This is a genomic window from Pseudomonas sp. FSO-7, assembly GCF_059579345.1.
Map to the genome: position 1 here is coordinate 4117133 of NZ_CM184193.1, position 25416 is coordinate 4142548.

Below are 25416 nucleotides of genomic sequence, written 5' to 3' on the forward strand. Positions count from 1 at the left end.
CTAGCTCGAATTTGGCATTTTGCTGGACGGGCGCAGGTTGCCAGTTTCCAGTGAATGATTCATTGCCCAGGATCAAGCGTTCAACCCGCTGGCATGCGTGCCGCCCTACACCCTACAGGCCGGCGGACACCTTGTCGGCGACCTCCTTGGGCAACCAGGCCTGCCAGACCTCAGGGTGGGCCTTGAGGAACGCCTCGGCGGCTTCACGGGGTGGCGTGCGCTTCTCGCTCATGTCGGCCAGGGCCTTGTTCAACGGTTCGATGGGCAAGTCGACCTTGCTGAAGAACTCGGCAATCTCCGGGTATTGCTTCTGGAACGGCACGGAGACACCGATCGACAACTTCGAGGCCAGTGAGCGGGTCGGCTTCGGGTTGGGGTTATCGGCGTCGGTCAGGGTCTTCCAGGCCTCGGCATCGAACGGCGGTTCTTGCAACTGCACCAGCTTGAAGCGCCCAAGCAGCGGCGTGGGCGACCAGTAGTAAAACAGGATCGGCTTGCCCCGGCGGATCGTCGAGCTGATTTCCGCATCCAGCGCCGCCCCCGAGCCGCTGCGAAAATTCACGTAGCTGTCAGACAAGCCATACGCCTTGAGCTTCTGTTTGTTGACCACCTCGGAGGTCCAGCCGATAGGGCTGTTGAGGAAGCGGCCCTTGTCGGGGCTCTCCGGGTCCTTGAACACGTGCTTGTAGCGCGCCAGGTCCTCGACACTGCGCAGGTCCGGCGCCAAGGGCTTGATGCCCTTGGCCGGATCGCCCTTGATGACGTACTCGGGCACCCACCAGCCTTCGGTCGCGCCTTTGACCGTATCGCCCAAGGCGACCACCTTGCCTTCGGCCTCGGCCTTGACCCACACCGGGCTGCGGCCGGCCCATTCCTCACCGATCACCTGGATGTCGTTATTGGCCAGGGCGGTTTCCAGGGTAATGGTGGTCCCGGGCAAGGTATCGGTCTGCAATCCATAGCCCTTTTCGACGATGACTCGCAGGATATCGGTGATCAGGCTGCCACTTTCCCAGTTCAAGTCGGCAAAGTGGATCGGCGCTGTGGCGGCCGACGCCGGAAGGGGTGAAACCAACACAGCGAAGGTGGCCCAGGCAGCCAGCCACTGTCGAACTCGTTTCATGCTTTGCACCTCATGCCAGATACAGCAATCGCTGAACGGCCCTGCGTAACCGAACGCAAGCCTTGAATAATTCAGTCAATTGACTGTAGCCGAGGTTCCAGCGAGATCTTGCGAAACTGTCAGCAGTTGGGGCGTAGAGGCTCTGAAACGATCACTCACTGGCCTTGAACGTCACCAGCTCGCCCTTGCGCCACTTGGCGGCCTTGGCGGTGACCGCCTTCAAGGTCTTGGTCAAGCCTTCCTGCAACTGTTCGTTGGCCGCAAACACGGTCACAACGCTGTGGCCTTCCTTGAACAGGATTGCCTGACCACCGGGGGTCGTGACGAACGCATAATCGCCAAGGCCATAGACCGTCAGCTTGATTTCGCGAAAGCGGATTTCAAACTTGCCACCTTCGCGACTGGGCAATACCGCTGCACGAAAATGATCACCGACCTTGAGCTCGAGCCTGGGCTTGTCATCGACCACCAGGGCCGACTCGGTGTCGATTTCGGCGACATAAATACCTTCGGCGGTCTGCTCGGTGATGTAGACGAAACGTGACTGGAATTGCTTGACCAGTTTTGCCCGCAGGTCACCAAGTACAAATAACGCATGCATGTCGAGATTACTTACTGCCAAGGAAACATCCCCATTTTTAAAAAAGACCCGCCCTGCGCAAAGGACGGACCACGAGAACCCGTACCGACTGTAGTGTCGTAATGGACCTGTCACTGAAATTCGAAATGAACGGCGCGCCCTGTCCCGGGCCGAGAGCAGACTAAAGGTTGCCGCGCTCGCCGTCTTTCCCGGGGGGTCGCCAGAGGCTGAAGGAAAACGCCACTCTGAGCATCGGAAAAGATGGGACTACTAACTTTAGGGAAATTTCTCACTTAAAAAAGCATTTTTCTGACATCGAGCCCAAAAAAAATTGCTTTAGATAGGCGCAACCGTCCACACGACGCTGCCGATTCTAGAGCAGCCGAAGGCGTGGAGACTACTCGAAGTACCCGGCAATTCGTCGGTAAACCATGAAAAGGAATTCAAAATGGTCACTTTCACCACCCAAGCCCTCCCCGCCGCCTCTTGCATCGTTGAAACGGCCAACGGCATTGACGGGGTCGATTGCCTGCCAATTTCGTTGATTCAACCGCGTTATCGAGTCGTCTTGGCCGGCAAGTGTTTTTTTCACATAGAAGAAACATCGACTGGACGTGTAAGAGGATTCCGAACCGACCATAACGAGGCCTGCTACTTGGCCAGGCGTCTGGAACACAGCGCCTGACCGCCTATTTGCCCGTCCATGACTTAACTCAGCCACCGACGGGCAACTGCTGCCATACTGCCCGCCCAGCGAAGTCCGTCGTTCATCGGCGGATCGCGCACCCACAATGGTTTCGAGGAGCAGGCGCGACGTGACGGAATTTGATATTGGCGAGTTTTTTATCCGGGGCGAGGCCAGAGAAGTCGAAGGCGAGTTCCAGGCCGTCATCGTGATGCGTGCCAAGCCACCGTTGACCACCGTCACTTGCCACCAGGTGGAGAAGGATCGCTGGTTCAAGACTTCGCAGCTCGCGTCCGAGGCCGCCAGGGAAGCGGCCAAGGCGCTGAAGACCGCCGTGGATGAAGGGGCCTTGAAAGCCTGATTCCAATCGAACTCCTGACGAGCGCTTGCCTCAGATGAAGGGAGGCAACCGAGGCGCCATGACGGCGCCCGCTCAAAGGAGTCCCCCATGGAACAGCCATCCTACGAACTCACTACCCTTTTCGACCAACTGGGCCTGCCCTCGGACGACAAAGCCATCGACGACTTCATCATGGCCCACCCGCTGGCGCCGGAGATCAAGCTGGTGGATGCCGATTTTTGGGAGGAACACCAGAGGCTCCTGCTCAAGGAATGGATGCGCGCCGACGGCGAAGAAGCGGTGGTGGTGGATCAACTGAACGTGCGCCTGCACGGCGGTAAGTAACCCCAAGAGCGATCACAGCTTTTTGTGGCGAGGGAGCTTGCTCCCTCGCCACAGAGGCGCGCTTGTCGCAAAAGCGCGCTTGTCATATGGCCTAGCGCGGTTTCTCGGGTTTATAGCCCAAGCGCAAACCACCCCAATGCCGCCCCTTGAGCATGATCGGTACGGAAAGGTCGTGCATCAACTCCCCCGTATCCCGGGTGTAGGTCTGGAGCAGCACCGGCTGCTGGTGGCTGCCGCAGCGGATCCCGGTACGATCGGAAAATTTGCGCTTGGTGCGATTATTCAACGTGTCCACTTGGGGATCGCCGGTCAGCGGCTGGCTGAAGACCTTATTGTGGGTCGGCACATAACCCTGCTGGGTGCAGGCAATCGCAAACACCAGGCCCTCGTGGCGGGCCAGCAACGGTTCCTGGATCGCCGGCAGGACCTGGTCGGTGTAGCGGTCGAAACGGGTCTGGTATTTGGCCGGTTGGGTATTGGGGATCGGTTGGTAGTTACGGTCGAACAGGTCCTCCAGACTGACACGGCCCTGGTCGATGTCGGCCTCGAACTGCGCGGCGATCTGGCTCGCCCCTTCCCGCGCCAGGTCGTAGACCCGTTGGTGATAATCGTCGAGCCCTACTTCGGCCAGGCGTTCGCTGATGGTTTCGGCCTGGCCTTCCATCTGCACCGCCGCCTCGGCCAGGCGCTGGGTCTGCTGGTCGCTGATGGACAAGTCGCTGCGCATCTGCTCGATCGCGTGGAACAGGCTGTCGAGTTGTTCGCGATTGGTGTCGGTGCCTTGGGCGATGGCGCTGACCTGGGTTTCGACGCCGGCGGCGAGCCGGGCAATGTTTTCCAGGTGCTGGCCGGTGTGCTCGACCTGCTGCACGCCGCTGTCCAGGTCAGCGGCCAGCTGACGGATCTGCTCCACCACCTGGGCGGTGCGCTGCTGGATGTCGGCCACCATCACCCCGACCTCGCCGGTTGCCGCAGCCGTGCGCCCGGCCAGGCCGCGCACTTCATCGGCCACCACCGCGAACCCGCGACCATGCTCACCGGCCCGGGCCGCCTCGATGGCCGCGTTCAGCGCCAGCAGGTTGGTCTGGCTGGCAATCGATTGGATCACCAGGCTGACCCGCTGGATTTCATCACTGCGCACGCTCAAGGCCTCGATCAACTCACGGCTGTCGTTGGCGCGCTGACTGAGCTGGTGCATGCGGCTGATGGACTCCACCAGTTCGCTGCGCCCGGCCACGCTGCTGAGGTGGGCCTCGCTGGCGGCGCCCAGGGCCTGCTGGCTGAGTTGCGAAGTGGCCTGTTCGGTGGCGATCATCGATTCGGCATTGCTGACAATCTGCGCCGCCGCATCGAGTTGGGACTGGACCTTGCCGGCCAATTGCTTGACCGAATAAGCGACGCCGGCCGCCGACAGCGCGTTATGGCTGGTGGTGTAGGACAGGTCGCGGGTCAGTTCGGCCAACGTGTCGGTCGTGGAGGTGGGTGCCGCGGCCACGCGCGAACGCAGGCGCGGCAACCAGACGATGAGCATGACCAGCGGCAGGCCCAGGTACAGCGACCAACCGCCCAGGGCCATGCCGCACAGCAGCAAGGCCAGGGTGAGACTCTGCAAGGTCGGCGTCAGCCAGCGCGCCGCGCCTTTTGTTTCGGGTACCGAGGCCGGCACCGCACCCGCCAGCGTTCCGTCTGTCGCCATGTTCGTCACCCACACTCTCGTTGTTATGACCGCATTAAACGCCACTACGGAGCCATTATCCATGGTCCATTAGTCGTGTTATTGCAGCAGATCAACGGGAGCAGACGAACGCGCACGGGCGAAAGCAAAAGATCGCGGCCTTCATTAAAAGGTCGCGATCTTTTTTCGGAAAACGCGAATCAGGCCTGACGCTGGTGCTTGTCGATCTGTTCGTGACGTTCCTGGGCTTCGATGCAGTACTTGGTGGTCGGGCTGATCAGCAGGCGCTTGAGGCCGATCGGCTCGCCGCTGTCGTCGCACCAGCCGAAGCTGTCGTCGTTGATGCGGTCCAGGGCCTGCTCCAGTTGAGGCAGCATGCGCTGGTCGCGATCGATGGCGTTGACCAGCCAGGTACGCTCTTCTTCTACGGAAGCAGCGTCCGCCGGGTCGGCCGGGGTGTCCAGGCTCTCAATGGCGATTCGGTTCTGTTCGATGCGCTCGTGGGTTTCGACCTTCATGTTCTGCAACAGCTTGGTGAAGAAAGCCAGCTGCTCGGCATTCATGTAGTCATCCGCCGGCATGGCCAGCAACTTTTCCTTTGTCATTGATTTCTCTATAAAAAAACGTGCATTAAGGCGAATTATGGAGCGTCCCGCAGCGCAGCTGCCACGCTCATCGGGAAAGGCGCCGTCTATTGCAAGCGCCACCCGGCACTCAATTTACGAGGGGCGGCAGTCTAAGGCCGAGTCGAGGCCTCAGCAACTGAAAACATAGGGAAAATGTCCGACAACCCCCTCAAATGTTCTCTGACAGGCTTTTGGCCGTCATCGGAGTGCGTTTATAACAAGAAATTCGGTGCAATAGCTGTATTAAGAAGACAAATGGCAACGCCACGCGGGTCAGGCGTGGCGCTTTGTCGCAACCCTTCGAGTATCAGCGCTTGAGTTTGCGCTTGTTGCGGTACTGGTCGATGACCACCGCCACCACGATGATCAAGCCCTTGATGATGTCCTGGATGTAGGCATCGACACCGACGAAGGTAAAGCCGCTGGCCATCACCCCGAGGATCAGCGCGCCGATCACGGTCCCGGTGATACGCCCCACCCCGCCCGCCAGGCTGGTGCCGCCGATCACCGCCGCCGCGATCGCGTCCAGCTCATAGGACATGCCCATGCCCGCTTGCCCGGTCGCCGCCCGCGCCGAGGCCACCACGCCGGCCAACCCCGCCAGCAACCCGGCGATGCTGTAGACGATCACCAGGTGGCGCTTGACGTTGATGCCCGATGTGCGCGCCGCCTGCATGTTGCCACCGATGGCGTAGGTGTACTTGCCGTACTTGGTGTAGCGCAGGGCGATGTGGAAGATCACCGCCACCACCAGGAAGATGATCACCGGCATCGCGCCATGGCCGATGGCGGTGTAGGAATCGGACAACATGCTCACCGGCTGGCCTTCGGTGTAGTAGCGCGCCAGGCCACGGGCCGAGACCATCATGCCGAGGGTGGCGATGAACGGCGGGATGCCGGTAATGGCAATGATACTGCCGTTGATCGCCCCGGCCAGCAGCCCTACGCCGAGCCCCGCCACCACCGGTATCCACACCGGCAAATCCGTCAGCGAGGGAAACACCGCCCGGGCGAAGTCGGAGGTCTGGGCCAGGCTGGCGGCAATCATCGCCGACAGCGCCAGCACCGAGCCGGACGACAGGTCGATACCGGTGGTGATGATCACCTGGGTCACGCCGATGGCCAGCAGGCCGATGATCGACACTTGCAGGATCATCAGCACCAGGCGCTGGGAGTTCATCAGGAAACTCTGGTCACGCATGATCCAGCCGAACATCTCGAACACCAGGCCGATGCCAATCAGCACCAGGAAGATGCTCAGCTCCGTCGGCAGCCGCCGCCGGGACCTGGTCGGTGCTGCTGCGGGTTTGTTTTCCAATATCGCGTTCATAGCCACTTACCTTTTTTATCTGGACTGACGGGCATCAGGACAGGCCCGAGGCCAGTTGCATCACTCGTTCCTGGGTCGCTTCGCTGCGGTCGAGGGTGCCCATCAGGTCACCTTCGTGCATCACCATGACCCGGTCGCTCATGCCCAACACTTCCGGCAGCTCCGAGGAAATCATGATCACCGCCATGCCTTCGCTGGCGAGGTAGGCGATCAGCCGATAGATCTCGGCCTTGGCGCCGACGTCGATACCACGGGTCGGCTCGTCGAGAATCAGGATGCGCGGGTTGGTCATCAACCAGCGCGCCAGCAGCGCTTTCTGCTGGTTGCCGCCGGACAAGGTGTCGATGCACTGTTCCAGCGACGGGGTCTTGACCCGCAGCTTCTTGCACATGTCCTCACACAGGGCGCGCAAGGCTTTCTGCTGGATGAAGCCGTTGCCGACGTAATGGGGCAGCACGGCCATCTCCATGTTTTCCAACACCGACAGGCAGGGGAACAGGCCACTGAGCTTGCGGTCCTCGGTCAACAGGGCGAAGCCTTTCTCGATGGCCATGTGCGGATCGGTGATGCGCACCGGTTGGCCGTCCAGCAGGATCTCGCCGCCGGTGCTCGGGGTCACGCCGAAAATCGCCTCGGCCACGTTGGTCCGGCCCGAGCCCATCAACCCGGCGATGCCGAGGATTTCCCCGGCATGCAGGTCGAAGGACACGCCTTTGAAGATGCCGTCCAGGCTCAGGTCGCGCACCGACAGCACCAATTCACCGATGGGTTGCTCCCGCACCGGGAACAACTGGCTCAGTTCGCGCCCGACCATCATCGAAATCAGGCTGTCGCCGTCCATGCTGTCGGCCCGTTGCAGGCCGATGTAGGCGCCGTCGCGAAACACCGCCACTTCATCGGCGATGGCGAACACTTCGTTCATTTTATGAGTGATGTAGATGATGCCCTTACCCTGGGACTTGAGGTCGGCAATGATCGAAAACAGGTGGGCGACTTCGGTCTCGGTGATGGCCGAGGTCGGTTCGTCCATGATCAGGATGTCGGAGTCATACGAAACAGCCTTGGCAATCTCCACCATCTGCCGTTCGGCGATGCTCAGGTTGCCTACCTGCTCCTCGGGATCGAGCTTGATGCGCAGGCGCTCCAGCAGCCGGGCGGTGCAGCGGTGCATCTCGCCATGGTCGACCATGTGCAGGCCGTTGAGTTGCTCGCGGCCGATCCAGATGTTTTCGGCGATGCTCATGTGGGGCATCAGGTTCAGTTCCTGATGGATCATCGCGATGCCGGCCTGCAACGCCGCCAGCGGCGTGTCGAACGTCACCGGCTTGCCGCGCAGGCGCAGTTCGCCGGCGTCCGGCTGGTAGATGCCGGCGATGATCTTCATCAAGGTGGATTTGCCCGCACCGTTTTCACCCATCAGGGCCAGTACGGAGCCGGGGCGTACCCGCAGTTGGACATCGGACAGGGCCACCACACCGGGAAAGCCCTTGCTGACGTTGACGACTTCCAGCAGGTACGGCTCATCAAGTGATACATCCGGCTGGAAAGTCATCGCCGGGGCGCTCGAAGCAGTCGCTGAAGCGAACATGATCAGGTACTCCCTCGGCAAGGTCGGCGTGGCAACCTTGCCTGCTTATTGTTGTGGTGGGACCGGGTTGAACGTCATTTGAACTGATTGACGTTTTCCGGCGTGATCAGGCGGTATGGCACCCAGACGGCCTGCTCGACCGGCTGCTTCTTGACCATTTTCACCGCTGTGTCGATCGAGCCATCGGCCTGGCCCTTGGCGTCCTGGAACACCGAGACCGCCATTTGGCCTTTCTTGATGGCGTTCAAGCCGTCCGGCGTGCCATCGACCCCGGCAATCAATACGCTGCCTTTCTTGGTGCCCGCTTGCTTGAGGGCCATGGCGGCGCCGATGGCCATCTCGTCGTTGTTGGACACCACGGCCTGGAAGTCGCGGCCCTGGGTCAGCCAGTCGTTGACCAGGGTCATGCCCTTGTCCCGCGACCAGGTGCCGGTCTGTTCCTGTTCGATCTTGATGCCCGGGTACTTGGCCAGCACTTCCTTGACGCCCTTGGTGCGGTTGGTGGTGGAGTTGTTGGCCAGGTCACCTAGCAGAATCACGATGTCGCCCTTGCCGCCCATCTTGTCGGCCAGGTATTGCATCTGCATGCGCCCGGCCTCGAGGTCATCGGAGGCCACGGTAACTACGCCTTCCGGCAACTTCGGATCGTCCGGGCGGCGGTTGACGTACACCAGCGGAATGCCGGCCGCCACCGCAGCCTTGGTGATGCGTTGGGTCGCGGCGGTGTCCACCGGGTTGACGATGAGCGCATCGACCTTCTGGCTGATGAAGCTTTCCACCTGGCTCAACTGCTTGACCACGTCACTGCGCGCATCTTCGAACTGCAGGGTGACGCCGTCCGGCAGGGACTTGGCTTTCTTGTCCATGGATTCGCGCAGGTAGGTCAACCAGGTGTCATCGAACTGGGACATGCTGACACCGATCTTCAGGTCCGCCAGGGCAGCGCCGCTGGTGAGCATCAACGACAGGGCCAGCGAGGCGATACGGGTCTTGGTCTTCATGAACGGTCTTTCTCCACTTTTTTGTTGGTTTTATGGATAAGGCGTGACGGATCAGGAACGGGGCAAGCGCACGATGGGCGCGCCGGGCATGCAACAGACCACGGCGCCGTTGCGCTGGATACACAGGGATTCGAACAGGGGAAGGACTGCAGACAGATGCAGCAGACGTGGCAGGTGAAACGCAGAACGGCTGAAGGTTTTCATCGACGGTACCTAGCTGTGTTTCTTGTTTTTGTTTCGTCTGTCGTCCGTTCAAGGCTGGCTTGGCGGGAGGCAGACAGGGTTGTCGGTAACCTGGAATCGACTTTATTGGAAAATATTTTCCATATCAACTCATTTTAGAATTTTATTCGTTTTTTATTCCATGCCCTACAGGCACGGTTAAACACACCACCTCGCCCTGCTCGGCACTCTGCCTGGCCGCGTCGAGGATGCGCGTGGTCGCCAGTGCATCACGGGCCTCCACCGGCAGGGGGCCTGCGCCCTGCAACGCGGTTTGCAGCTGTTGGTAGAACGCCAGCCAGCAGCCACGTTCGGAAGTCACCCGCTCGCGCTCGGTGCCGTGTTCGAACCAGCCCCAACGCCGATGTTCTTCAGCCCCCCAGCGTTCGCCCTCGGTCGCCGGGCTCAAGCCGGCCAGTGCCTGGGCCTCTTGCCCATCCAGGCCTTCGACGGTGTAGCAGCCCTGGGTGCCGTTGACCCGAAAGCGCGGGCGCGCTGCGTTTTGCACGCAATTGCCGCTCAGGTGGGAGATTACGCCGCTGGCATGGGTCAAGGACATGAAGAAGCCGTTGTCGAACACCTGGCCCGGCTGCCGGTAGTCCAACTCGGCGTAGACCCTGGTCACCGGCCCGAACAATTGCAGCGCCTGGTCCACCAGATGGCTGCCGAGGTCGCGCAGGAATCCCCCACCGCTGCCCTTGCCCACCGAGGTCGGCGAATAACGCTCGACACTCGATTCAAAACGAATGACTTGCCCGAGAGCACCGGAGGCCAGCAATTTGCGCAGGGTCAGGAAATCCGAATCCCAGCGACGATTCTGGTACACGCTCAAGGGTACGTTGCGACGCTCGGCGGCCACCACCATCGCCTCGGCCTGCGCGGCGTCAGGGGCGAACGGTTTGTCGCTGACCACCGCCACGCCGAGTTCGATGGCCTGCATCACAATGGCCGGGCGCCCCTGCAAAGGCGTGGACACCACCACCGCATCGACACCGGCCGCCACCAGTTGTTCGAGGGTGTCGAAGGCCTGGGCATCCGGGTGATCGCTGGCCAGTTGCTGGCGGCGCTCGGCGGACCGGGTCACCACACCGACGAACGTAGCGCCTGGCAGGCTGCTGATCAGCGGCGCATGAAAGAACCGCCCACCCTTGCCGTAGCCCACTAGTCCGATTCGCATGAAAGCTCCTTATTTGGATATAACACCGCCCTGTGGGAGCGAGCTTGCTCGCGATGACACCAGGCCTGCCAGCATCGATGTCGCCTGACCCACCGCTATCGCGAGCAAGCTCGCTCCCACATTTGACTGCATACCCACAGGGGGAATGCATTTAACCGTAGAAACGCGGCCGCTCGGGCAGTTCGACCTTGACGATCTGCCCGCGCTGCTGCGCTGCCACACAGGCATCCGCCGCCACCGCCGCGGCAAAACCATCCCAGGCCGACGGCCCGCCCACTTGCCCGGCACGCACGCCGTCGATGAAGGCCTGCAATTCGACGTCGTAGGCGGCGATGAAGCGATCCTTCCAATCCATCAGGATCGCGTTGGACAGCTTGGCGCCGCTGCGCAGTTGCACCTGGGACGGTTCCGGCAGCTTGGCGATGCCGGTCTCCCCCACCACTTCGCACTGGATGTCATAGCCGTACTGGCAATTGACGAACACCTCGACGTCGATACGCGTGCCCCGGGCGGTTTCCAACAGGACAATCTGCGGGTCCCGCAAGTGCGCCAGGGCCTTGCTGGTCTTGCGCGGAAAGACCACCTGCACCGACACGTAGTCATCGGCCAGCAACCAGCGCAACACATCCAGCTCATGGATCAAGGTGTCGGTGATCGCCATGTCGGTCTTGTAGTTTTCGCCCACGCTCGGGTTGCGGTGGGCGCAGTGCAGCATCAGCGGCTCACCGATCTGGCCGCTGTCGATCACCGCCTTGAGCGCCCGATAGCCTTCATCGTAGGGGCGCATGAAGCCGACTTGCACCAGGCGCTTGCCGTGGGCCACTTCGGCGTCGACGATCTTGCGGCAGCCTTCGGCCGTGACCGCCAGGGGCTTTTCACAGAACACCGGTTTGCCCGCCGCAATCGCCGCCAGCACGAATTCTTCATGGCTCGGGCCCCAGGAGGTGACCAGGATCGCCTCCACGTCCGGCGCCTTGATCAACGCATGACCGTCGGGGTAGACCTCGGCGGTCAGCTTGAGATCGGCAACGACCTTGGCCGCTTGTTGCAGGTTGATGTCGGTCACCGCCACCACCTGGCTGTTGAGCAAGGTCTGGCTGCAACGACGGATATGGTCCTGGCCGATGGCCCCGGTGCCGATGACGCCCAGCTTCAAAGACATTTGGAACTCCTTTCGTAGGGTTGGGGCAATCAGTATTGACGGGCCTTGGCCAGTCGTTCGTTGAGGGTCTTGGCGACGGCATCGGTGCGGGCGCTGGTGGACACTTGCGCCACGCCGACCCGCCACCACGACAGGTATTTGTGGATCATGGTCTTGGGCAAAACCTTGATGTCGATCAGCGTCGAGACGCTCTGGCGCCGCGCATCGGCCAGGGCCGCGTGCAGTTCGTCGAGGGTCTTGACCTTGTAGGTCTTGCAGCCATAGGCCGCGGCACTCATGGCGAAATCCACCGGCACGAAGGCGCCGTCGAGCTTGCCGGTCTCGGGGTTGCGAAAACGGAACTCGGTGCCGAAGCTGTCCATGCCGTGTTCCATTTGCAGGTTGTTGATGCAACCGAACGTCATGTTGTCCAACAGCACCACGTTGATCTTGCGCCGCTCCTGGATCGAAGTCGCCAGTTCCGAGTGCAGCATCATGTAGGAGCCATCGCCGACCAACGCGTAGACCTCTTTGTCCGGCGCGGCGAGTTTCACCCCCAGTGCCGCATTCACCTCGTAGCCCATGCACGAATAACCGTACTCGACGTGATAGGTGTCCACGCCCTTGCTGCGCCAGCTGCGCTGCAAGTCGCCGGGCAGGCTGCCGGCGGCGGCGACGATGATGGCGTCATCCGCCAGGGCTTGGTTGAGCGTGCCCAGCACCCGGCTCTGGGTCAGGCAGGAACCGGTGAGTTCGATGAATTCGCGAAACACCGCCGGGTCCATGTGGTCGTTGATTTCCGGGACGAAGTCCTCGGCCTGGAAGTCCGCCTGGTAGACCCGGTCCACTTCCGCGTCCAGTTGCGCCTTGGCGTCGGCGATCTGCCCGGCCCATTCGGCGCGATAGTCGCCCATCGCGGCCGACAAGGCCTCCAGGCCCGAACGGGCGTCGGCCAACAGTTGCACGCCATCGAGCTTCAAGGCATCGCATGGGCTGATGTTGAGGTTGAGGAACTGCACGTCGGGGTGCTGGAACAGCCATTTCGACGCGGTGGTGAAATCACTGTAGCGGGTGCCGATGCCGATGATCAGGTCCGCTTCCTTGGCCAGCAGGTTCGCCGCCAGGCAGCCGGTTTCGCCGACGCCGCCAACGTTCAACGGGTGACTGGACACCACCGCACTCTTGCCGGCCTGGGTCTCGGCGAAAGGAATGTCGAAGCGCTCGGCAAACGCCTGCAACGCCGCGTTGGCGCCGGAGTAGCGCACGCCGCCGCCACAGATGATCAGCGGCTTGCGCTTGCCCTTGAGCAGCGCCAGGGCATCGCCGAGCATCGCTTCGGTGGCCGGGCGGCGGTCGATGCGGTGCACGCGCTTTTGCAGGAAGTAATCCGGGTAATCGTAGGCTTCAGCTTGCACGTCCTGGGGCAGCGCCAGGGTCACCGTGCCGGTTTCGGCCGGGTCGGTCAGCACCCGCATCGCATGGATCGCGGCGGTCATCAGTTGCTCGGGGCGGTTGATGCGGTCCCAGTATTTGCTCACGGCCTTGAAGGCATCGTTGGTGCTGATGCTCAAGTCGTGGAACTGCTCGATCTGTTGCAGCACCGGATCTGGCTGGCGACTGGCGTAGACATCGCCGGGCAACAGCAGCAACGGAATGCGATTGGCCGTGGCGGTGGCCGCGGCGGTCAGCATGTTCGCCGCACCGGGGCCGACCGACGAGCTGCAGGCGTAGATCTTGCGCCGCAGGTGCTGCTTGGCAAACCCGATGGCGGCATGGGCCATGCCCTGCTCGTTACGGCCCTGGTGGACCACCAGGTCGCCGCTGTCCTGCTCCAGCGCCTGGCCCAGGCCCAGCACGTTGCCGTGGCCAAAAATGGTAAAGACCCCGGCGACGAATTTGCTCTGGACGCCATCGACCTCGATGTACTGGTTATCGAGGAATTTCACCAGGGCCTGGGCCATGGTCAGTCGTGTTGTGGTCATGCTTGCACCTTTTCAAACGCAACTCGGTCAAGTGTGGGAGCGGGCTTGCTCGCGAAAGCGGTGTGTCAGGCGACATCAATGTTGGATGTGCGACCGCTTTCGCGAGCAAGCCCGCTCCCACATTGGGATCTTCATCGGGTCAACGATCAGGTCAGGCCTGGGAGCTTTGCAGATGATTCATGCTCGCCCCCAACGCCTGGCGGATGTCGGCCAGTTCATGGACACTTTCGGCAAACGGTTCGAAAGACAGATAGCCCGCATAACCACCGGCCCGCAGCGCCTCGATCTGCGCAGCGTTGCCGAGGATGTCGGCCTCGCCCACCAGCACCCGATGACCATCACGGATAGTGGCCAAGGGGGCCTGGGCATCCTCGACACCAGAGATGTGCACCAGCCCGGTCAGGTCGGGGAAAAATTCCTGCTCGCCCGCCAGATGATGGTGAAAGGTGTCGTGCACCAGGCGGAATACATCCAGCCCGCCAATGCTCTTGATCGCTTCCACCGCCGTGCGCTTGCGCCGCAGCGAGCACTCTTCGAACCCCAGGGGCTCGATGAACCCGTAGATGCCAAAGGCCCGCAGGATCGGCGCCAGTTCACTGAGGGCGGTACGCAGCCCCGCCGCCCGTTCAGCCTCGCTGCGCGGGTCGGCGCGGTCGTTGAGCGGGCACATCACCAGCCCCTCGGCGCCGCATTCGCGGGCGTAATCGGCCAATCGCACGGCCTGGGCGCGGCGCTCCTCGTTCCATACGTCAAAGGGGTACAGGGCGTTGATCGACAGCACCTTGATCCCGCGCGCCTCGCATAACGCTCGCACTTGGGCCGGCGGCATGCCGTCTTCGATCTCGACGCCCTTGAGGTCGTTGCGGATCTCGATGGCATCGGTTTTCAACGCCAGGGCCAAGTCGATGAACGCGGGCAGTGACAGGCGTGGAGCAACCATTCGGTTCAAAGCAAAACGCAGGGGCTTGTTCATTGTTGTTCTCCCTCCGGCAGTCATTCGAAAATACGTTATTGGGCAGTCGGCATGCTGAATTCAGGCCCCTTCGCGATGCTGTCGGGCCAGCGCTGCATCACACTTTTGTAGCGGCTGTAGAAGCGCAGCCCTTCTTCGCCGTAGGCATGGTGATCGCCGAACAGCGAACGCTTCCAACCGCCAAAGGAATGCCAGGCCATGGGCACCGGAATCGGCACGTTGATGCCGACCATGCCGACCTTGATGCTGCGGGCAAACGCCCGGGCGATGCCGCCGTCACGGGTAAAGCAAGACACGCCGTTGCCGAATTCATGGGCGTTGATCAGTGCCACTGCCGTGGCGAAGTCCGGTACACGGACGATCCCCAGCACCGGGCCGAAAATCTCTTGCTGGTAGATGCTCATCTCGGCGGTGACCTGGTCGAACAGCGTCGCCCCGACAAAGAACCCCTGCTCGGCCCCCGGCACCTTGAAGCCACGGCCATCGACGATCAGGCGCGCGCCTTCGGCCACGCCGGCGTCGATGAAACCTTCCACCTTGGCCTTGTGCTCGGCGGTGACCAGCGGCCCCATGTCGGTGCCGGGCTGCTGGCCGTTACCGATCTTCAACTGGTCAATGCGGGGCAACAGTTTGGCAATCAATTCATCGCCCACATCACCCACCGCCACGGCGATGGAAATCGCCATGCAGCGTTCGCCGGCCGAGCCGTAGGCCGCACCGATCAACGCATCCGCCGCCTGGTCGAGGTCGGCATCGGGCATGACGATCATGTGGTTCTTCGCCCCGCCCAGGGCCTGGACGCGCTTGCCGTGCGCCGTACCCTGCTGGTGGATGTACTCGGCGATGGGCGTGGAGCCGACAAAGGAAATCGCTTCGATGTCCGGGTGCTGCAACAGCGCATCCACCGCCACCTTGTCGCCTTGGACGACGTTGAACACACCGTCCGGCAGGCCGGCTTCCGTCAGCAAGCGGGCCATCAGCAAACTGGCGGAAGGGTCACGCTCCGAAGGCTTGAGGATGAAGCAGTTGCCGGCGACCAGCGCCAGGGGAATCATCCACAACGGCACCATCACCGGGAAGTTGAACGGCGTGACCCCGGCGCAAACGCCCAAAGGCTGGCGCAGGTTCCAGTTGTCGATGCCACCGCCGATGTTGTCGCTGAAATCGGTCTTGAGCAGGTTCGGCGCACCGCAGGCGTACTCGACGATCTCGATGCCACGGGTGACTTCACCGTGAGCGTCGGACAGCACCTTGCCGTGTTCACGACTGATGATCTGCGCCAGTTCGTCGTGGTGACGATCGAGCAGCTCCTTGAACTTGAACATCACCCGCGAACGGCGCAATGACGACTGCTCGGACCAGGCCGGGAACGCCGCCAGCGCCGAAGCCACCGCCGCGTCGACGGTACTCGGTTCGGCCAGGGCCACCCGGGCCTGCACCGCCCCGGTGGCCGGGTTGAAGACCTTGCTGAACCGCGCACCGTCGCTGTCCTGCACTCGACCGTTGATGTAATGGCCTACTACCGGGGCGTCACTCATTGTGCTTGTCTCCGTGCGAAAAGTGGAATTCAGAGGTCGAGCAGCCAGCTGTGCTGCGGGTCGTTATGGAACTGCCAGACCCGCTTCGGGCCGGCCATGACGTTCAGGTAATACGACTCGTACCCGTAGGGCACGCTGACCGGGTGATACCCCTTGGGCACCACCACCAGGTCGCTGTTTTCCACGGCCATGGCCTGGTCGATGCTGCGGTCGTCGGTGTAGACCCGCTGGAATACGAAGCCTTGGGACGGGTTGATCTGGTGGTAATAGGTCTCTTCGAGAAAGCTCTGGTGCGGCAGGTCGTCGGTGTCGTGCTTGTGGGGTGGGTAACTCGACGAATGCCCCGACGGCGTGCGCACTTCCACCACCAGCAGTGAATGGGCCGGTTCGCTGTCCGGCAGAATGTCGCAGACATAGCGGGTGTTGGCGCCCTTGCCGCGCACGCTGCGCTTCATGCTGTCCGGGCGAATCAGCCGTGGGCCGTATTCGTTACCCGCCGAACCCGGCGCGGCACACACTGCGAGCTGCACATCGCTCAGGGCAGTGACCTGGGCCTGGCTGCCGGGCGGTAGGTAAGCGGCATAAGGTGACTTGTCTTCGAACACCGATTGGCGGTCACCGAGGTTGTCCCAATCGAAGGCGCCCTGCCCCGGCGCCTCCCCCTTGAGGCTGATGCGACCACTGAGCAGCACCAGGCACAATTCCTTGTCTGCGGCGGCCACCGGCAGGGTTTCCCCCAGGCTCAGGCGGTAGGCGGTGAACCCGACGTATTCCAGCTCACCCGCTGGCAACTGGACCATGGTTTGGCCGCTGGAATGGCTCTTGATCAACAGGCTCATGCCAGACTCCTTTCTTGCAGCAAGGCACGCAGGGTGTCGTAGCCCTTCTTGGCGTAGGCATAACTCGGCGCTACGGCAGGGTCCTGCTCGGCTTCCACCACCAGCCAGCCTTGATAGTCGGCGGCCAGCAGTACATCGAGCAACGCGGCGAAGTCGATGTCGCCATCCCCCGGCACGGTGAAGGTGCCGTTGATGATGCAGTCGGGGAAGCTCCAGAGGTTATTGCGCGCCAGTTGCACCACCGGTTTGCGCACATCCTTGAAGTGCACATGACACACGCGCTCGATGTGTTTGCGCAGCACCTGCAACGGTTCGCCACCGCCCATGTAGCAGTGGCCCGAGTCGAACAACAGGCCCACTTCGCTGCCGGTCAGGGCCATCAGCTTGTCGATGTCCGCGGGCGATTCGACGTAGGCGCCCATGTGGTGGTGATAGGCCAGGCGCACGCCGTGGGACAAGGTGAAGCGTGCCAGTTCGGTGAGTTTGTCGGCGTAGGCTTGCCAGGCGTCATCCGTATGGAAGCGCGGCCGCTCGACCAATGGAATCCGCTGGCCCTGGATCGAGTCGGCGACTTCGCCGTAGACCAGCACCGTCGCACCGTTCTGCGCCAGCAGCTCGACGTGGCTGGCGATGGCGTCGATTTCCTCCGCCGCCGATCGCCGGGCCAGCCGACTGGAATACCAGCCGGAGACCAGCGCCAGGTCATAGGGCCGCAGCACATCGCCGACGCCCTTGGCGTCCTTGGGGAACTTGCCGTTGAGCTCAAAACCTTCGTAGCCGATTTCCTTGCCTTCGCTCAGCGCCGTACTCAACGGCGTCTCGCCGCCCAACGACGGCAAGTCATCGTTGCTCCAGGAAATCGGGTTGATGCCAATTCGAATAGCGGGCATGGCTGCACCTTTTATTGTTGTCTCTAATGTTCAACCGATCACCTGTGGCGAGGGAGCTTGCTCCCGCTCGGCTGCGAAGCAGTCGCAAACCTATGGATGCGGTTTGCCTGTCGAATCGGGGTGGCTGACGTTGGGACTGCTTCGCAGTCCAGCGGGAGCAAGCTCCCTCGCCACAAAAGCCCTGTCCATCAAGCACGGGCACTGCGCCACGCCTCGATCAATTCCACAAACGTCCCCTGCACCTGCCGGATCAGCGTTTCATCATCGATTTCCCCGGCCAGCCAGGCCCGGCTCGGTTCCTGGAAGATCGTGCGGCCCACGGCGAAACCGCGGCAGGTGGTGCTCTTGCTGGCCTGACGAAACCCTTCGGCCAACGCGGCGGCCGGGGCATTGAGGCCCAGCAGCACCACGCCACGGCAATATGGGTCGCGCTGTTGGATCAGCTCATCGAGCTGCTGCCATTCATCCGCGCCCTGGGCTTCGATCTTCCACCACGCCGGGAAGATGCCCAGGTTGTAGAGGCGCTTGAGGGCGCGATAAAGCACGTCCGGGTGCGGTGACGGATGATCCTTGGGCGGAATGACTTCCAGCAGCAATTCATGGCCGCTGACTTGGGAGGCCTTGTACAACCCCATCAGTTGCGCCTCTTGCTCCAGGCGCAGCAGCGGTTCGTCGTCAGGGTGAAATTGCACCAGGCACTTGATGATCTGCTCCTGTGGCCAGGCGATCAGGTTGCTGCCGATGGAGCGCCCGTGCTCGAACACCAGTGGCCGCGAACCTTGCACTTCCACCGGCCGCGCCACCCACCAACCACGTCCGGTGGCCGCGTTCAGCGAATCCTGGCCGAAGCGCTGGTCGGCCAGCAGACCGACGTCGGCCTCGATGCCCTGGCGCCGCAAGTCAGCTTCGACCCGCGCCACCGCCTGGATGAACAACTGCTTGAGTTCGCCGATGCTGCTCAACTCGCGGCCGCCCTTCTGGGCCAGTTCCACCAGTTGCCCGCGATGGTCGAAGGCGAAGATGAACAGCTGTTTCCAGGTCTTGCGGGGCACGCTGACCTGGTGCAGCCGTTGCAGCACGACATCCTGGTCCGGCCGAGTGATCGGCACCGGGCTCTTGAATAAATAGTCGAGTTCGGCCCGGGTCGGCATCGCCGGGGCGCAGGCGTGGCGCGACACCACCAGCCCCCCGCAGGCATTGGCCAACTGGCAGCAGCGTTCATCGCTGGCATCCTCCAGCCAGCCGGCGAGAAATCCCGACATGAACGCATCGCCGGCACCCAGTACATTCAAGACTTCGACCCGTACGCCAGGGTATATGGCCCCCTCTTCGAGGCGGGCCGGGATGGCGCCATGGATCACCGTGCAACCTTGCGGGCCGAGCTTGACCACCAGGGTCGCCGCCGTCAGCGAACGCACGGTGCGCAGGGCCGTCAGCAGGTCTTCGCTGCCGCCAGCGATGAGAAATTCTTCTTCGGTGCCGACGATCAGGTCGAAACGCGGCAGGATACTCTGCACGTGCTGGCTGACTTTCTGGTCGGCCACAAACCGCGTTTCTCCATCGGCCTTGCCCGCCAGGCCCCAAAGCACCGGCCGATAATCAATGTCGAGGACGCGCTTGACCTGATGTTTTTGCGCATAGTCCAGCGCCTGGATACTGGCTTTGTAGACGCCGTCGGTGGAGAAATGCGTGCCGGTGATCAACAAGGCCTTGCTGGAAGCAATGAAGGTTTCGTCGATGTCTTCGGCGCGCAGCGCCATGTCGGCGCAGTTTTCCCGGTAGAACACCAGGGGAAAGGTTTCCCGGTCCTTGATCCCGAGCAGGACCATGGCCGTCAGGCGTTCGGGATCGACCTTGATGCCACTGACATCGCAGCCTTCGCGGGCCAGGGACTCCACCAGAAAGCGGCCCATGTGATCGTCCCCGACCCGGCTCAGCATCGCCGACCTGAGCCCCAGGCGCGCCGTGCCGAAGGCGATGTTGGCCGAGGAACCGCCCAGGTACTTGGCGAAGCTCGAAACATCTTCCAGGCGCGCGCCGATTTGCTGCGCGTAGAGGTCGACGCCCAGGCGTCCCAGGCAGATCACATCCAATTGACGCCCACTGGCAAAACGAGTCTGGCCCATGCTGGCTCCTGTTATTTTTATCAGCCTGCGCTTGTCGCCGACACCGGCGCCAACGCTGTTGGTGAATGCAGACTAAAACGAGCAGTGCGCAATAATCAATAATTATTCTATAAATTTTTTACGTGGAATATTTTTTCCAATACGCTATGGCCGAAGCCAACCAGACGCAGTGCATCGTTTCAGCACCTGCTGCAACATTTGTCCGCCCATGATTTTCCCTGCGCCTACGCTGTAGACTGCGACCAGCCAACCTATTGTCGAGGGCCGGCCTTTTTTCGGGCCGCCCTATAAGAACAAGCCAGAAGGATTTTCTATGACCCGCCCCGATGATCTGCCGGCGCCGTCCGAGAGCGCGTCCGAACCCGCCCTCCCGAGCCCACCGATCAATGCCGAGCGCCTGCTGCAACTGATCACCGACGAATACGAAAGCCTGCCGCGCCAGCTCAAACGCATTGCCAGCTACATGAGCCAACAGAGCGACCGGATCATGGTCGACCGCATCAGCGACATCGCCCGGGAATGCGAAGTGCACCCCTCGGCCATCGTCAGGTTCTCCCAGCGCTTCGGCTTCAGCGGCTTCAGTGAAATGCAGGCGTTGTTCCGCGAGGCCTACACCCACAAGACCACCCCGGTACAGAACTACCAGCAGCGCATCCGCAGCATGATCGCCAACAAGTCGCAGAAAGCCAGCGGCGGCGACCTGGCCCGCGAGTGCGTCAATGCAACCCTGTCGGGCATCGAGCGCCTGGGACTGGAGCTGGACGACCAGGCGTTCGAAAAGGCCGTGGACCTGGTGGTCAACGCCGACAACATCTATGTGGTGGGCGTGCGCCGCTCGTTCGCGGTCGCCGACTACCTGGTCTACAACCTGCAACACACCAACAAGCGCATTCACCTGGTGTCCGGCCTGGGGGGCAGTTACCGCGAGCAGATGCGCAGCGTGCGGGCCAACGACCTGGTGATTGCCATCAGCTTTACGCCCTACGGCAAGGAAACCCAGCACTGCCTGCGCATTGCCCAGCATCACCAGGCCAAGACCCTGATCATCACCGACAGCAACCTCTCGCCCCTGGCCAAGCGGGCCAACGCGGTGCTGCTGGTGAACGAAGGCAGTTCGTTCGCCTTCCGTTCGTTGAGCGCCACGTTGTGCCTGTGCCAGGCGTTGTTCATCGCCGTGGCTTATCGGCTGGAACTCAAAGTCGATGAAATCCATGAACAGGTCGGGTTCGAGGATTAACCCCCGTTCCCATGAATCGCTGAAGGAGAAACCATGAAACTGATCGGCATGCTGGACTCGCCCTACGTACGACGCGTCGCTATTTCCGCCAAGTGCCTGGGGGTTGCCCTGGAGCACGAGTCGGTTTCGGTGTTCAGGCATTTCGAACAATTCCAACGCATCAACCCGACGGTCAAAGCCCCTTCCCTGGTGCTGGACGACGGCACCGTGCTGATGGACTCCACGTTGATCATTGACTACCTGGAGGCCTTGGCCGCGCCTGGGAAAAGCTTGATGCCGGCCGACATTGGGCAACGAGTGCGCTCACTGCGCCTGCTCGGCCTGGCCTTGGCGGCGTGCGAGAAATCGGTGCAGATTTACTATGAGCGCAACCTGCGGCCGGCGGAAATTCAGCATGCGCCGTGGGTTGAACGGGTGGAAGGCCAACTGGCGGCGGCCTATGGAATGCTGGAGCAGGAACTGGAGAAACAACCGTTGAGTACCGACGGCTCGATTGATCAGGCCGGCATCACGGTGGCAGTGGCGTGGAGTTTCACCAACCTCGTGGTGCCGGACCAGGTGCAGGGCAAGGCTTTCCCGTTGATCAGCGCGTTTACGGCCTATGCCGAAGGGCTGGAGGCGTTTGTCAGCACGCCGATGGAATAACGGACGAGCGCGACTTGTGTGGGAGCGGGCTTGCTCGCGAAGGCGGTAGCACATTCAACATCACCGTCTCAGATGGACCGCTTTCGCGAGCAAGCCCGCTCCCACAGGGGATTTGGGGTGAAGGCCAGATTTGTGAACATCCAGAACAGTGTGGGAGCTGAGCTTGCTCGCGATAGCGGTGGGTCAGCTTGCATGGATGCTGAATGTGCCGTCGTCATCGCGAGCAAGCTCGGCTCCCACAGGGTTCACTACAAATCTCCGTAGGTAGAGAAGGCTTATTCTCAGGCCAGTTCCACTTCCTTTGTTTCAACGGCCTTCGGCGCCACCTCGAAGCGATCTTCCAAGAACGGCGTGATGTCCAGCGGCAAGGGCTCATTGTTCACCAGTTTGTCCAGCAACACGCCTGTGATGGCCGAGGTGAGGATGCCGGTGCGGAAATGCCCGCAGGCGTTGAGATAGCCCTGCACCCCGCGCATCGGCCCCAGGATCGGCAGTTCATCGGGCGACCCCGGGCGCAGGCCGGCCCAGGTGCGTTTCAGGTTGATGTCGAGCAATTGCGGAATGCAGCGCACCGCGCCTTGCACCAGCCCTTCGATCTCCGGATAAGTCGTGGTCACGTCGAAGCCTTTGTCTTCGGTGGTGCTGCCGATGAGGATTTCACCGTTGTCTTTCTGCGCCACGTAGCAGTCGCTGGTGGTCAGGCAGCCGTTGAGGATTTTCGGCATGCGCTCGGTCAGCAGGATCTGGCCCTTGACCGGCTTGACCGGAATCCGCACGCCAGTGGCCTGCTCGCTCAGGTCCGCCGCCCAGGCGCCGGCCGCGTTGATCAGGGTCCGGCAATGGAAAGTCCCCGCCTCGGCGGTTTGCACCCCGGTCACCCGCGTGCCGCTGCGCAACACCTCGGTCACGCTGGTGTTGAAGAACATATCGACGCCGTTCTGCCGGGCGCCTTCGGTGTAGGCGTCGGCCAGGCGGAACGGGCTGACCTGGTGGTCGCAGAGAAACTCCAGCGCGCCCAAGGCTTCATGGCTGACATTCGGCTCCGACTCGCGCAAGGCCGCCTGGTCAAGCCAGCGCACCTGGTCTGCCAGGTGGGGAATGCACGCGACGATATGCTCGGCGTACAAACGGTCTTCGTCGTCGTAGATCACGAACTTGAGCCCGGTCTCCTCGAACTTGAAATCCATGCCGTGGCGGTCGATCAATTCGCGGTGCAACTGCGGATACATCGCGTTGGACTGCAAGGCGAAATCGAAGAACGACTGCGGCAGGATGTGCGGCGTGCTGGCATCCACCGCCACGGCGGCGCCCTGGGTCTGGCGCTTGCGATTGGCCGACATCATGCGAAAGAAGATCACCCCGCACCCCAGGCCCACCGATTCACCGATGGCCCATAGCCCACCCGCCGAGGCGCGGGTCGCGTTGCCGGGACGCTTGGCGTCGATCAGGGCGATCTTCAGGTGTTTGCGCTTGGACAGTTGATAGGCGCACGAGGCCCCGATCACACCGCCACCGGCGATGACCACGTCATAGTCCTTAATCATGGGAAACGGCCTCCGTGCCGACGTTCTGGAACGCTGAAAAGGGAATCGGATCGATGGGGAAACGCGGCCGCAGCCAACCCACGTCGGCGCGCCCGGTGGCTTCGCGCAAGCGGTCGCTGCAGTAGCCGACGCACATCCGCCCCTGGCAATCGCCCATGCTCACGCGGGTGCGCATCTTCAGGCTGGCCATGTCTTGCACGCCTTGCTCCAGCGCCCGGTCGATGTCGGCGCGGGTGGCGTGCTCGCAACGGCAGATCACCGTGTCGGCGGCCGGCAATGCGGTCTGCCCGGCACCACGCTGGGTGTAGCGATCCACGGCGGCGCGAAAGCGAATGATCCGCTGCAGTTGCGCCTGGTAGCGCTCGCGGTGGGCCAGGGCCGTGGACGGATCCAGCACATTGCGTTGCATGAGGATCGACAACGCCGCGATGCGCCCGCTGAGCATGGCCGCTTCACCGCCACGGATCCCGCCCATGTCGCCGGCCAGGTGAATGTGCGCTTCACTGCTTTGTTGCCAGGCATCGGACACGGCCCGCAAATAGCCGTCCTCGCTGAAACCGTGCTCCAGGCCCATCTGCTGGCTCAATTGCGTGCGCGGGATAAACCCGTAGCCAACCGCCAGGGTCTGGGCCGGCACCTGTTCAGCGCGTTTGAGGTCGGGTTCCCAAGTCGCGGAATAAGGCGCGACGGTGACGTGGCTCAACTCACCCTCGCCGTCCGCCTGCACCACGCCCCAGCCATAGCGCACAGGAATGCCCTTGAGCTTGAGGTAGGTCAACATGCTCAGGCCGTCGAGGAACAGTTGCGGCTTGTTCAGCAACGCCAGGCTTTCCTTGGCGATCCGGCCGAACGCACAGGCTTCGAAGACACCCGCCACCGCCACGCCCGAAGCGTGCAGCTGGCAGGCCACCAGCGGCAGCAACGGCCCCGTGCCGGCGATCACCACCGGGCTCGGCGGCTTGACCACGCCGCTCTTGATCTGCAATTGCAGGCCGCCGAGCATCATCACCCCCGGCAGCGTCCAGCCAGGAAACGGCACGCTGCGTTCGTGACAACCGGCCGCCAGAACCAGATGGGAATAGGCGACCTCGCCCAGGCGCTCGTCGGCATCCAGCAGCATCAGCGCGCGGAAGCCTTCGGCACCGATGACACGGTTGCCCAAGCGCACGTCGATCAACCCGGCGTGGCGCTGGTATTCTCCGTGGAGTTTTTCCAGGGCTTCGCTGTAGCGCGGCCCCAGGTAATCCAGGCTGACGCCATCGCGCAACGGCCCGCGGTACACCACGCCACCGAGGCGCGGCGCTTCTTCGAGCACGGTGCAACGCACCCCGTGGGTGGCCAGCTCGATGGCCGCCGCCATGCCCGCCGGCCCACCGCCGACAATCACCGGATCAAGGCTCATGGCGCCTCCGTTTCGGTCATGCGGTTGGCCCGGGTTTCGATCTGCATGCCCGGGCGTACCAGGGTCTGGCAGGCGCGGCGCTTGTGGCGACCGTCGATCTTGACCAGGCAGCACTGGCACACGCCCATGCCGCAGTAGGCGCCGCTGATCTGGTCGTGGTCGTTGCGGGCGACCTGGCGTTGGCCCAGGGACTGGATAACGGTGAGGACGGTTTCCCCGTGGGCGGCGTTGACGACTTGCCCGTCCAGGCGCACCGTCATGTCGGTGCGGGTCAACGGCTGGATATCGAATGTTCGGTGTAGAACGTCTTGAGGTTGCATCATGCTGCTCTTCCTTGAAGATTCAGTGAGGTTTCGGCTCCTTGCGGCACACATCCACCGGTTCGCGTCGGCCCCCGGCAACAGCGC

24 protein-coding genes are annotated in these 25416 nt (G+C 62.3%); 5 read left to right on the forward strand and 19 right to left on the reverse strand.

All coding sequences use genetic code 11. The features are described 5' to 3' along the window. Positions 1 to 112: 112 nt before the first annotated feature. Together AC515T_RS17755 and AC515T_RS17760 are read right to left on the reverse strand one after the other, a co-directional pair. The gene (locus AC515T_RS17755; protein WP_496529406.1) at positions 113 to 1123 is read right to left on the reverse strand and encodes an ABC transporter substrate-binding protein; all 1011 of its coding nucleotides are present in this window, start codon (positions 1121 to 1123) and stop codon (positions 113 to 115) included. A gap of 151 nt (positions 1124 to 1274) precedes the next feature. Beyond that, positions 1275 to 1724: a hypothetical protein gene (locus tag AC515T_RS17760; RefSeq protein ID WP_053122788.1), complete on the reverse strand. Its 450-nt coding sequence runs from the start codon at positions 1722 to 1724 to the stop codon at positions 1275 to 1277. A gap of 427 nt (positions 1725 to 2151) precedes the next feature. Between AC515T_RS17760 and AC515T_RS17765 the strand changes: the two genes are divergently transcribed. The 3 genes from AC515T_RS17765 to AC515T_RS17775 all read left to right on the forward strand — a co-directional run bounded on the left by AC515T_RS17765 (position 2152) and on the right by AC515T_RS17775 (position 3073). After that, positions 2152 to 2388, forward strand: a complete 237-nt coding sequence (locus AC515T_RS17765) for a hypothetical protein (RefSeq protein ID WP_496529407.1) — start codon at positions 2152 to 2154, stop codon at positions 2386 to 2388. Positions 2389 to 2518: 130 nt separating this feature from the next. After that, entirely contained in the window at positions 2519 to 2749 is a 231-nt protein-coding gene (locus AC515T_RS17770; RefSeq protein ID WP_496529408.1) for a hypothetical protein, read from the forward strand. Between the two features lie 87 nt (positions 2750 to 2836). Next, on the forward strand, positions 2837 to 3073 hold the full coding sequence (locus AC515T_RS17775) for a DUF2789 family protein (protein WP_496529409.1): 237 nt from the start codon (positions 2837 to 2839) through the stop codon (positions 3071 to 3073). A 91-nt stretch (positions 3074 to 3164) separates the two neighbouring features. Here the strand turns inward: AC515T_RS17775 and AC515T_RS17780 are convergent, their stop codons facing one another. The 14 genes from AC515T_RS17780 to AC515T_RS17845 form a co-directional block, all read right to left on the reverse strand. After that, positions 3165 to 4832 carry a methyl-accepting chemotaxis protein gene (locus AC515T_RS17780; protein ID WP_496529410.1) on the reverse strand — a complete coding sequence of 556 codons (1668 nt, stop codon included), beginning with the start codon at positions 4830 to 4832 and terminating at the stop codon, positions 3165 to 3167. Positions 4833 to 4948: 116 nt separating this feature from the next. Next, on the reverse strand, positions 4949 to 5353 hold the full coding sequence (locus AC515T_RS17785) for a TraR/DksA family transcriptional regulator (RefSeq protein WP_003202859.1): 405 nt from the start codon (positions 5351 to 5353) through the stop codon (positions 4949 to 4951). A gap of 328 nt (positions 5354 to 5681) precedes the next feature. After that, positions 5682 to 6704, reverse strand: coding sequence for an ABC transporter permease (locus AC515T_RS17790; RefSeq protein ID WP_060741741.1), 1023 nt, complete (start codon positions 6702 to 6704; stop codon positions 5682 to 5684). A 34-nt stretch (positions 6705 to 6738) separates the two neighbouring features. Beyond that, positions 6739 to 8292, reverse strand: coding sequence for a sugar ABC transporter ATP-binding protein (locus tag AC515T_RS17795; RefSeq protein WP_496529411.1), 1554 nt, complete (start codon positions 8290 to 8292; stop codon positions 6739 to 6741). 74 nt (positions 8293 to 8366) lie between these two features. After that, positions 8367 to 9293 (reverse strand): sugar ABC transporter substrate-binding protein, encoded by a 927-nt coding sequence (locus AC515T_RS17800; RefSeq protein ID WP_496529412.1) that lies wholly within the window; start codon positions 9291 to 9293, stop codon positions 8367 to 8369. Positions 9294 to 9344: 51 nt separating this feature from the next. Next, positions 9345 to 9497 carry a hypothetical protein gene (locus tag AC515T_RS17805; RefSeq protein WP_496529413.1) on the reverse strand — a complete coding sequence of 51 codons (153 nt, stop codon included), beginning with the start codon at positions 9495 to 9497 and terminating at the stop codon, positions 9345 to 9347. A 142-nt stretch (positions 9498 to 9639) separates the two neighbouring features. Next, the gene (locus tag AC515T_RS17810; protein ID WP_496529414.1) at positions 9640 to 10692 is read right to left on the reverse strand and encodes a Gfo/Idh/MocA family protein; all 1053 of its coding nucleotides are present in this window, start codon (positions 10690 to 10692) and stop codon (positions 9640 to 9642) included. 151 nt (positions 10693 to 10843) lie between these two features. Next, positions 10844 to 11854, reverse strand: a complete 1011-nt coding sequence (gene iolG / locus AC515T_RS17815) for a bifunctional inositol 2-dehydrogenase/D-chiro-inositol 1-dehydrogenase (protein ID WP_496529415.1) — start codon at positions 11852 to 11854, stop codon at positions 10844 to 10846. Positions 11855 to 11883: 29 nt separating this feature from the next. Then, the gene (iolD, locus tag AC515T_RS17820) at positions 11884 to 13815 is read right to left on the reverse strand and encodes a 3D-(3,5/4)-trihydroxycyclohexane-1,2-dione acylhydrolase (decyclizing) (RefSeq protein ID WP_496529416.1); all 1932 of its coding nucleotides are present in this window, start codon (positions 13813 to 13815) and stop codon (positions 11884 to 11886) included. A 151-nt stretch (positions 13816 to 13966) separates the two neighbouring features. Next, entirely contained in the window at positions 13967 to 14788 is an 822-nt protein-coding gene (locus tag AC515T_RS17825; protein WP_496529417.1) for a TIM barrel protein, read from the reverse strand. A gap of 35 nt (positions 14789 to 14823) precedes the next feature. After that, positions 14824 to 16326, reverse strand: a complete 1503-nt coding sequence (locus AC515T_RS17830) for a CoA-acylating methylmalonate-semialdehyde dehydrogenase (protein ID WP_496529418.1) — start codon at positions 16324 to 16326, stop codon at positions 14824 to 14826. A 29-nt stretch (positions 16327 to 16355) separates the two neighbouring features. Beyond that, positions 16356 to 17165: a 5-deoxy-glucuronate isomerase gene (iolB, locus tag AC515T_RS17835; protein WP_496529419.1), complete on the reverse strand. Its 810-nt coding sequence runs from the start codon at positions 17163 to 17165 to the stop codon at positions 16356 to 16358. Beyond that, a complete protein-coding gene (gene iolE / locus AC515T_RS17840) occupies positions 17162 to 18055 on the reverse strand; it encodes a myo-inosose-2 dehydratase (RefSeq protein ID WP_496529420.1) in 894 nt (297 codons plus the stop codon). The genes iolB and iolE overlap by 4 nt, the downstream gene beginning before the upstream one ends. Before the next feature lie 188 nt (positions 18056 to 18243). Then, positions 18244 to 20181 carry a bifunctional 5-dehydro-2-deoxygluconokinase/5-dehydro-2-deoxyphosphogluconate aldolase gene (locus tag AC515T_RS17845; protein ID WP_496529421.1) on the reverse strand — a complete coding sequence of 646 codons (1938 nt, stop codon included), beginning with the start codon at positions 20179 to 20181 and terminating at the stop codon, positions 18244 to 18246. Between the two features lie 313 nt (positions 20182 to 20494). Here AC515T_RS17845 and AC515T_RS17850 point away from each other — a divergent pair, with 313 nt between their 5' ends. Next, on the forward strand, positions 20495 to 21418 hold the full coding sequence (locus AC515T_RS17850; RefSeq protein WP_003202885.1) for a MurR/RpiR family transcriptional regulator: 924 nt from the start codon (positions 20495 to 20497) through the stop codon (positions 21416 to 21418). Between the two features lie 33 nt (positions 21419 to 21451). Beyond that, on the forward strand, positions 21452 to 22063 hold the full coding sequence (locus tag AC515T_RS17855) for a glutathione S-transferase family protein (RefSeq protein WP_163854049.1): 612 nt from the start codon (positions 21452 to 21454) through the stop codon (positions 22061 to 22063). A gap of 281 nt (positions 22064 to 22344) precedes the next feature. Here AC515T_RS17855 and hcnC read toward each other — a convergent pair whose 3' ends face one another. Genes hcnC through hcnA form a run of 3 tightly spaced genes read right to left on the reverse strand, consistent with a single transcriptional unit; the run spans position 22345 to position 25329 of the window. After that, positions 22345 to 23607, reverse strand: a complete 1263-nt coding sequence (hcnC, locus tag AC515T_RS17860; protein ID WP_496529422.1) for a cyanide-forming glycine dehydrogenase subunit HcnC — start codon at positions 23605 to 23607, stop codon at positions 22345 to 22347. Further along, positions 23600 to 25009, reverse strand: a complete 1410-nt coding sequence (gene hcnB, locus AC515T_RS17865) for a cyanide-forming glycine dehydrogenase subunit HcnB (RefSeq protein ID WP_496529423.1) — start codon at positions 25007 to 25009, stop codon at positions 23600 to 23602. The genes hcnC and hcnB overlap by 8 nt, the downstream gene beginning before the upstream one ends. After that, positions 25006 to 25329: a cyanide-forming glycine dehydrogenase subunit HcnA gene (gene hcnA / locus AC515T_RS17870; RefSeq protein WP_496533158.1), complete on the reverse strand. Its 324-nt coding sequence runs from the start codon at positions 25327 to 25329 to the stop codon at positions 25006 to 25008. Before hcnA ends, hcnB begins: the two co-directional genes overlap by 4 nt. Positions 25330 to 25416 lie beyond the last annotated feature (87 nt).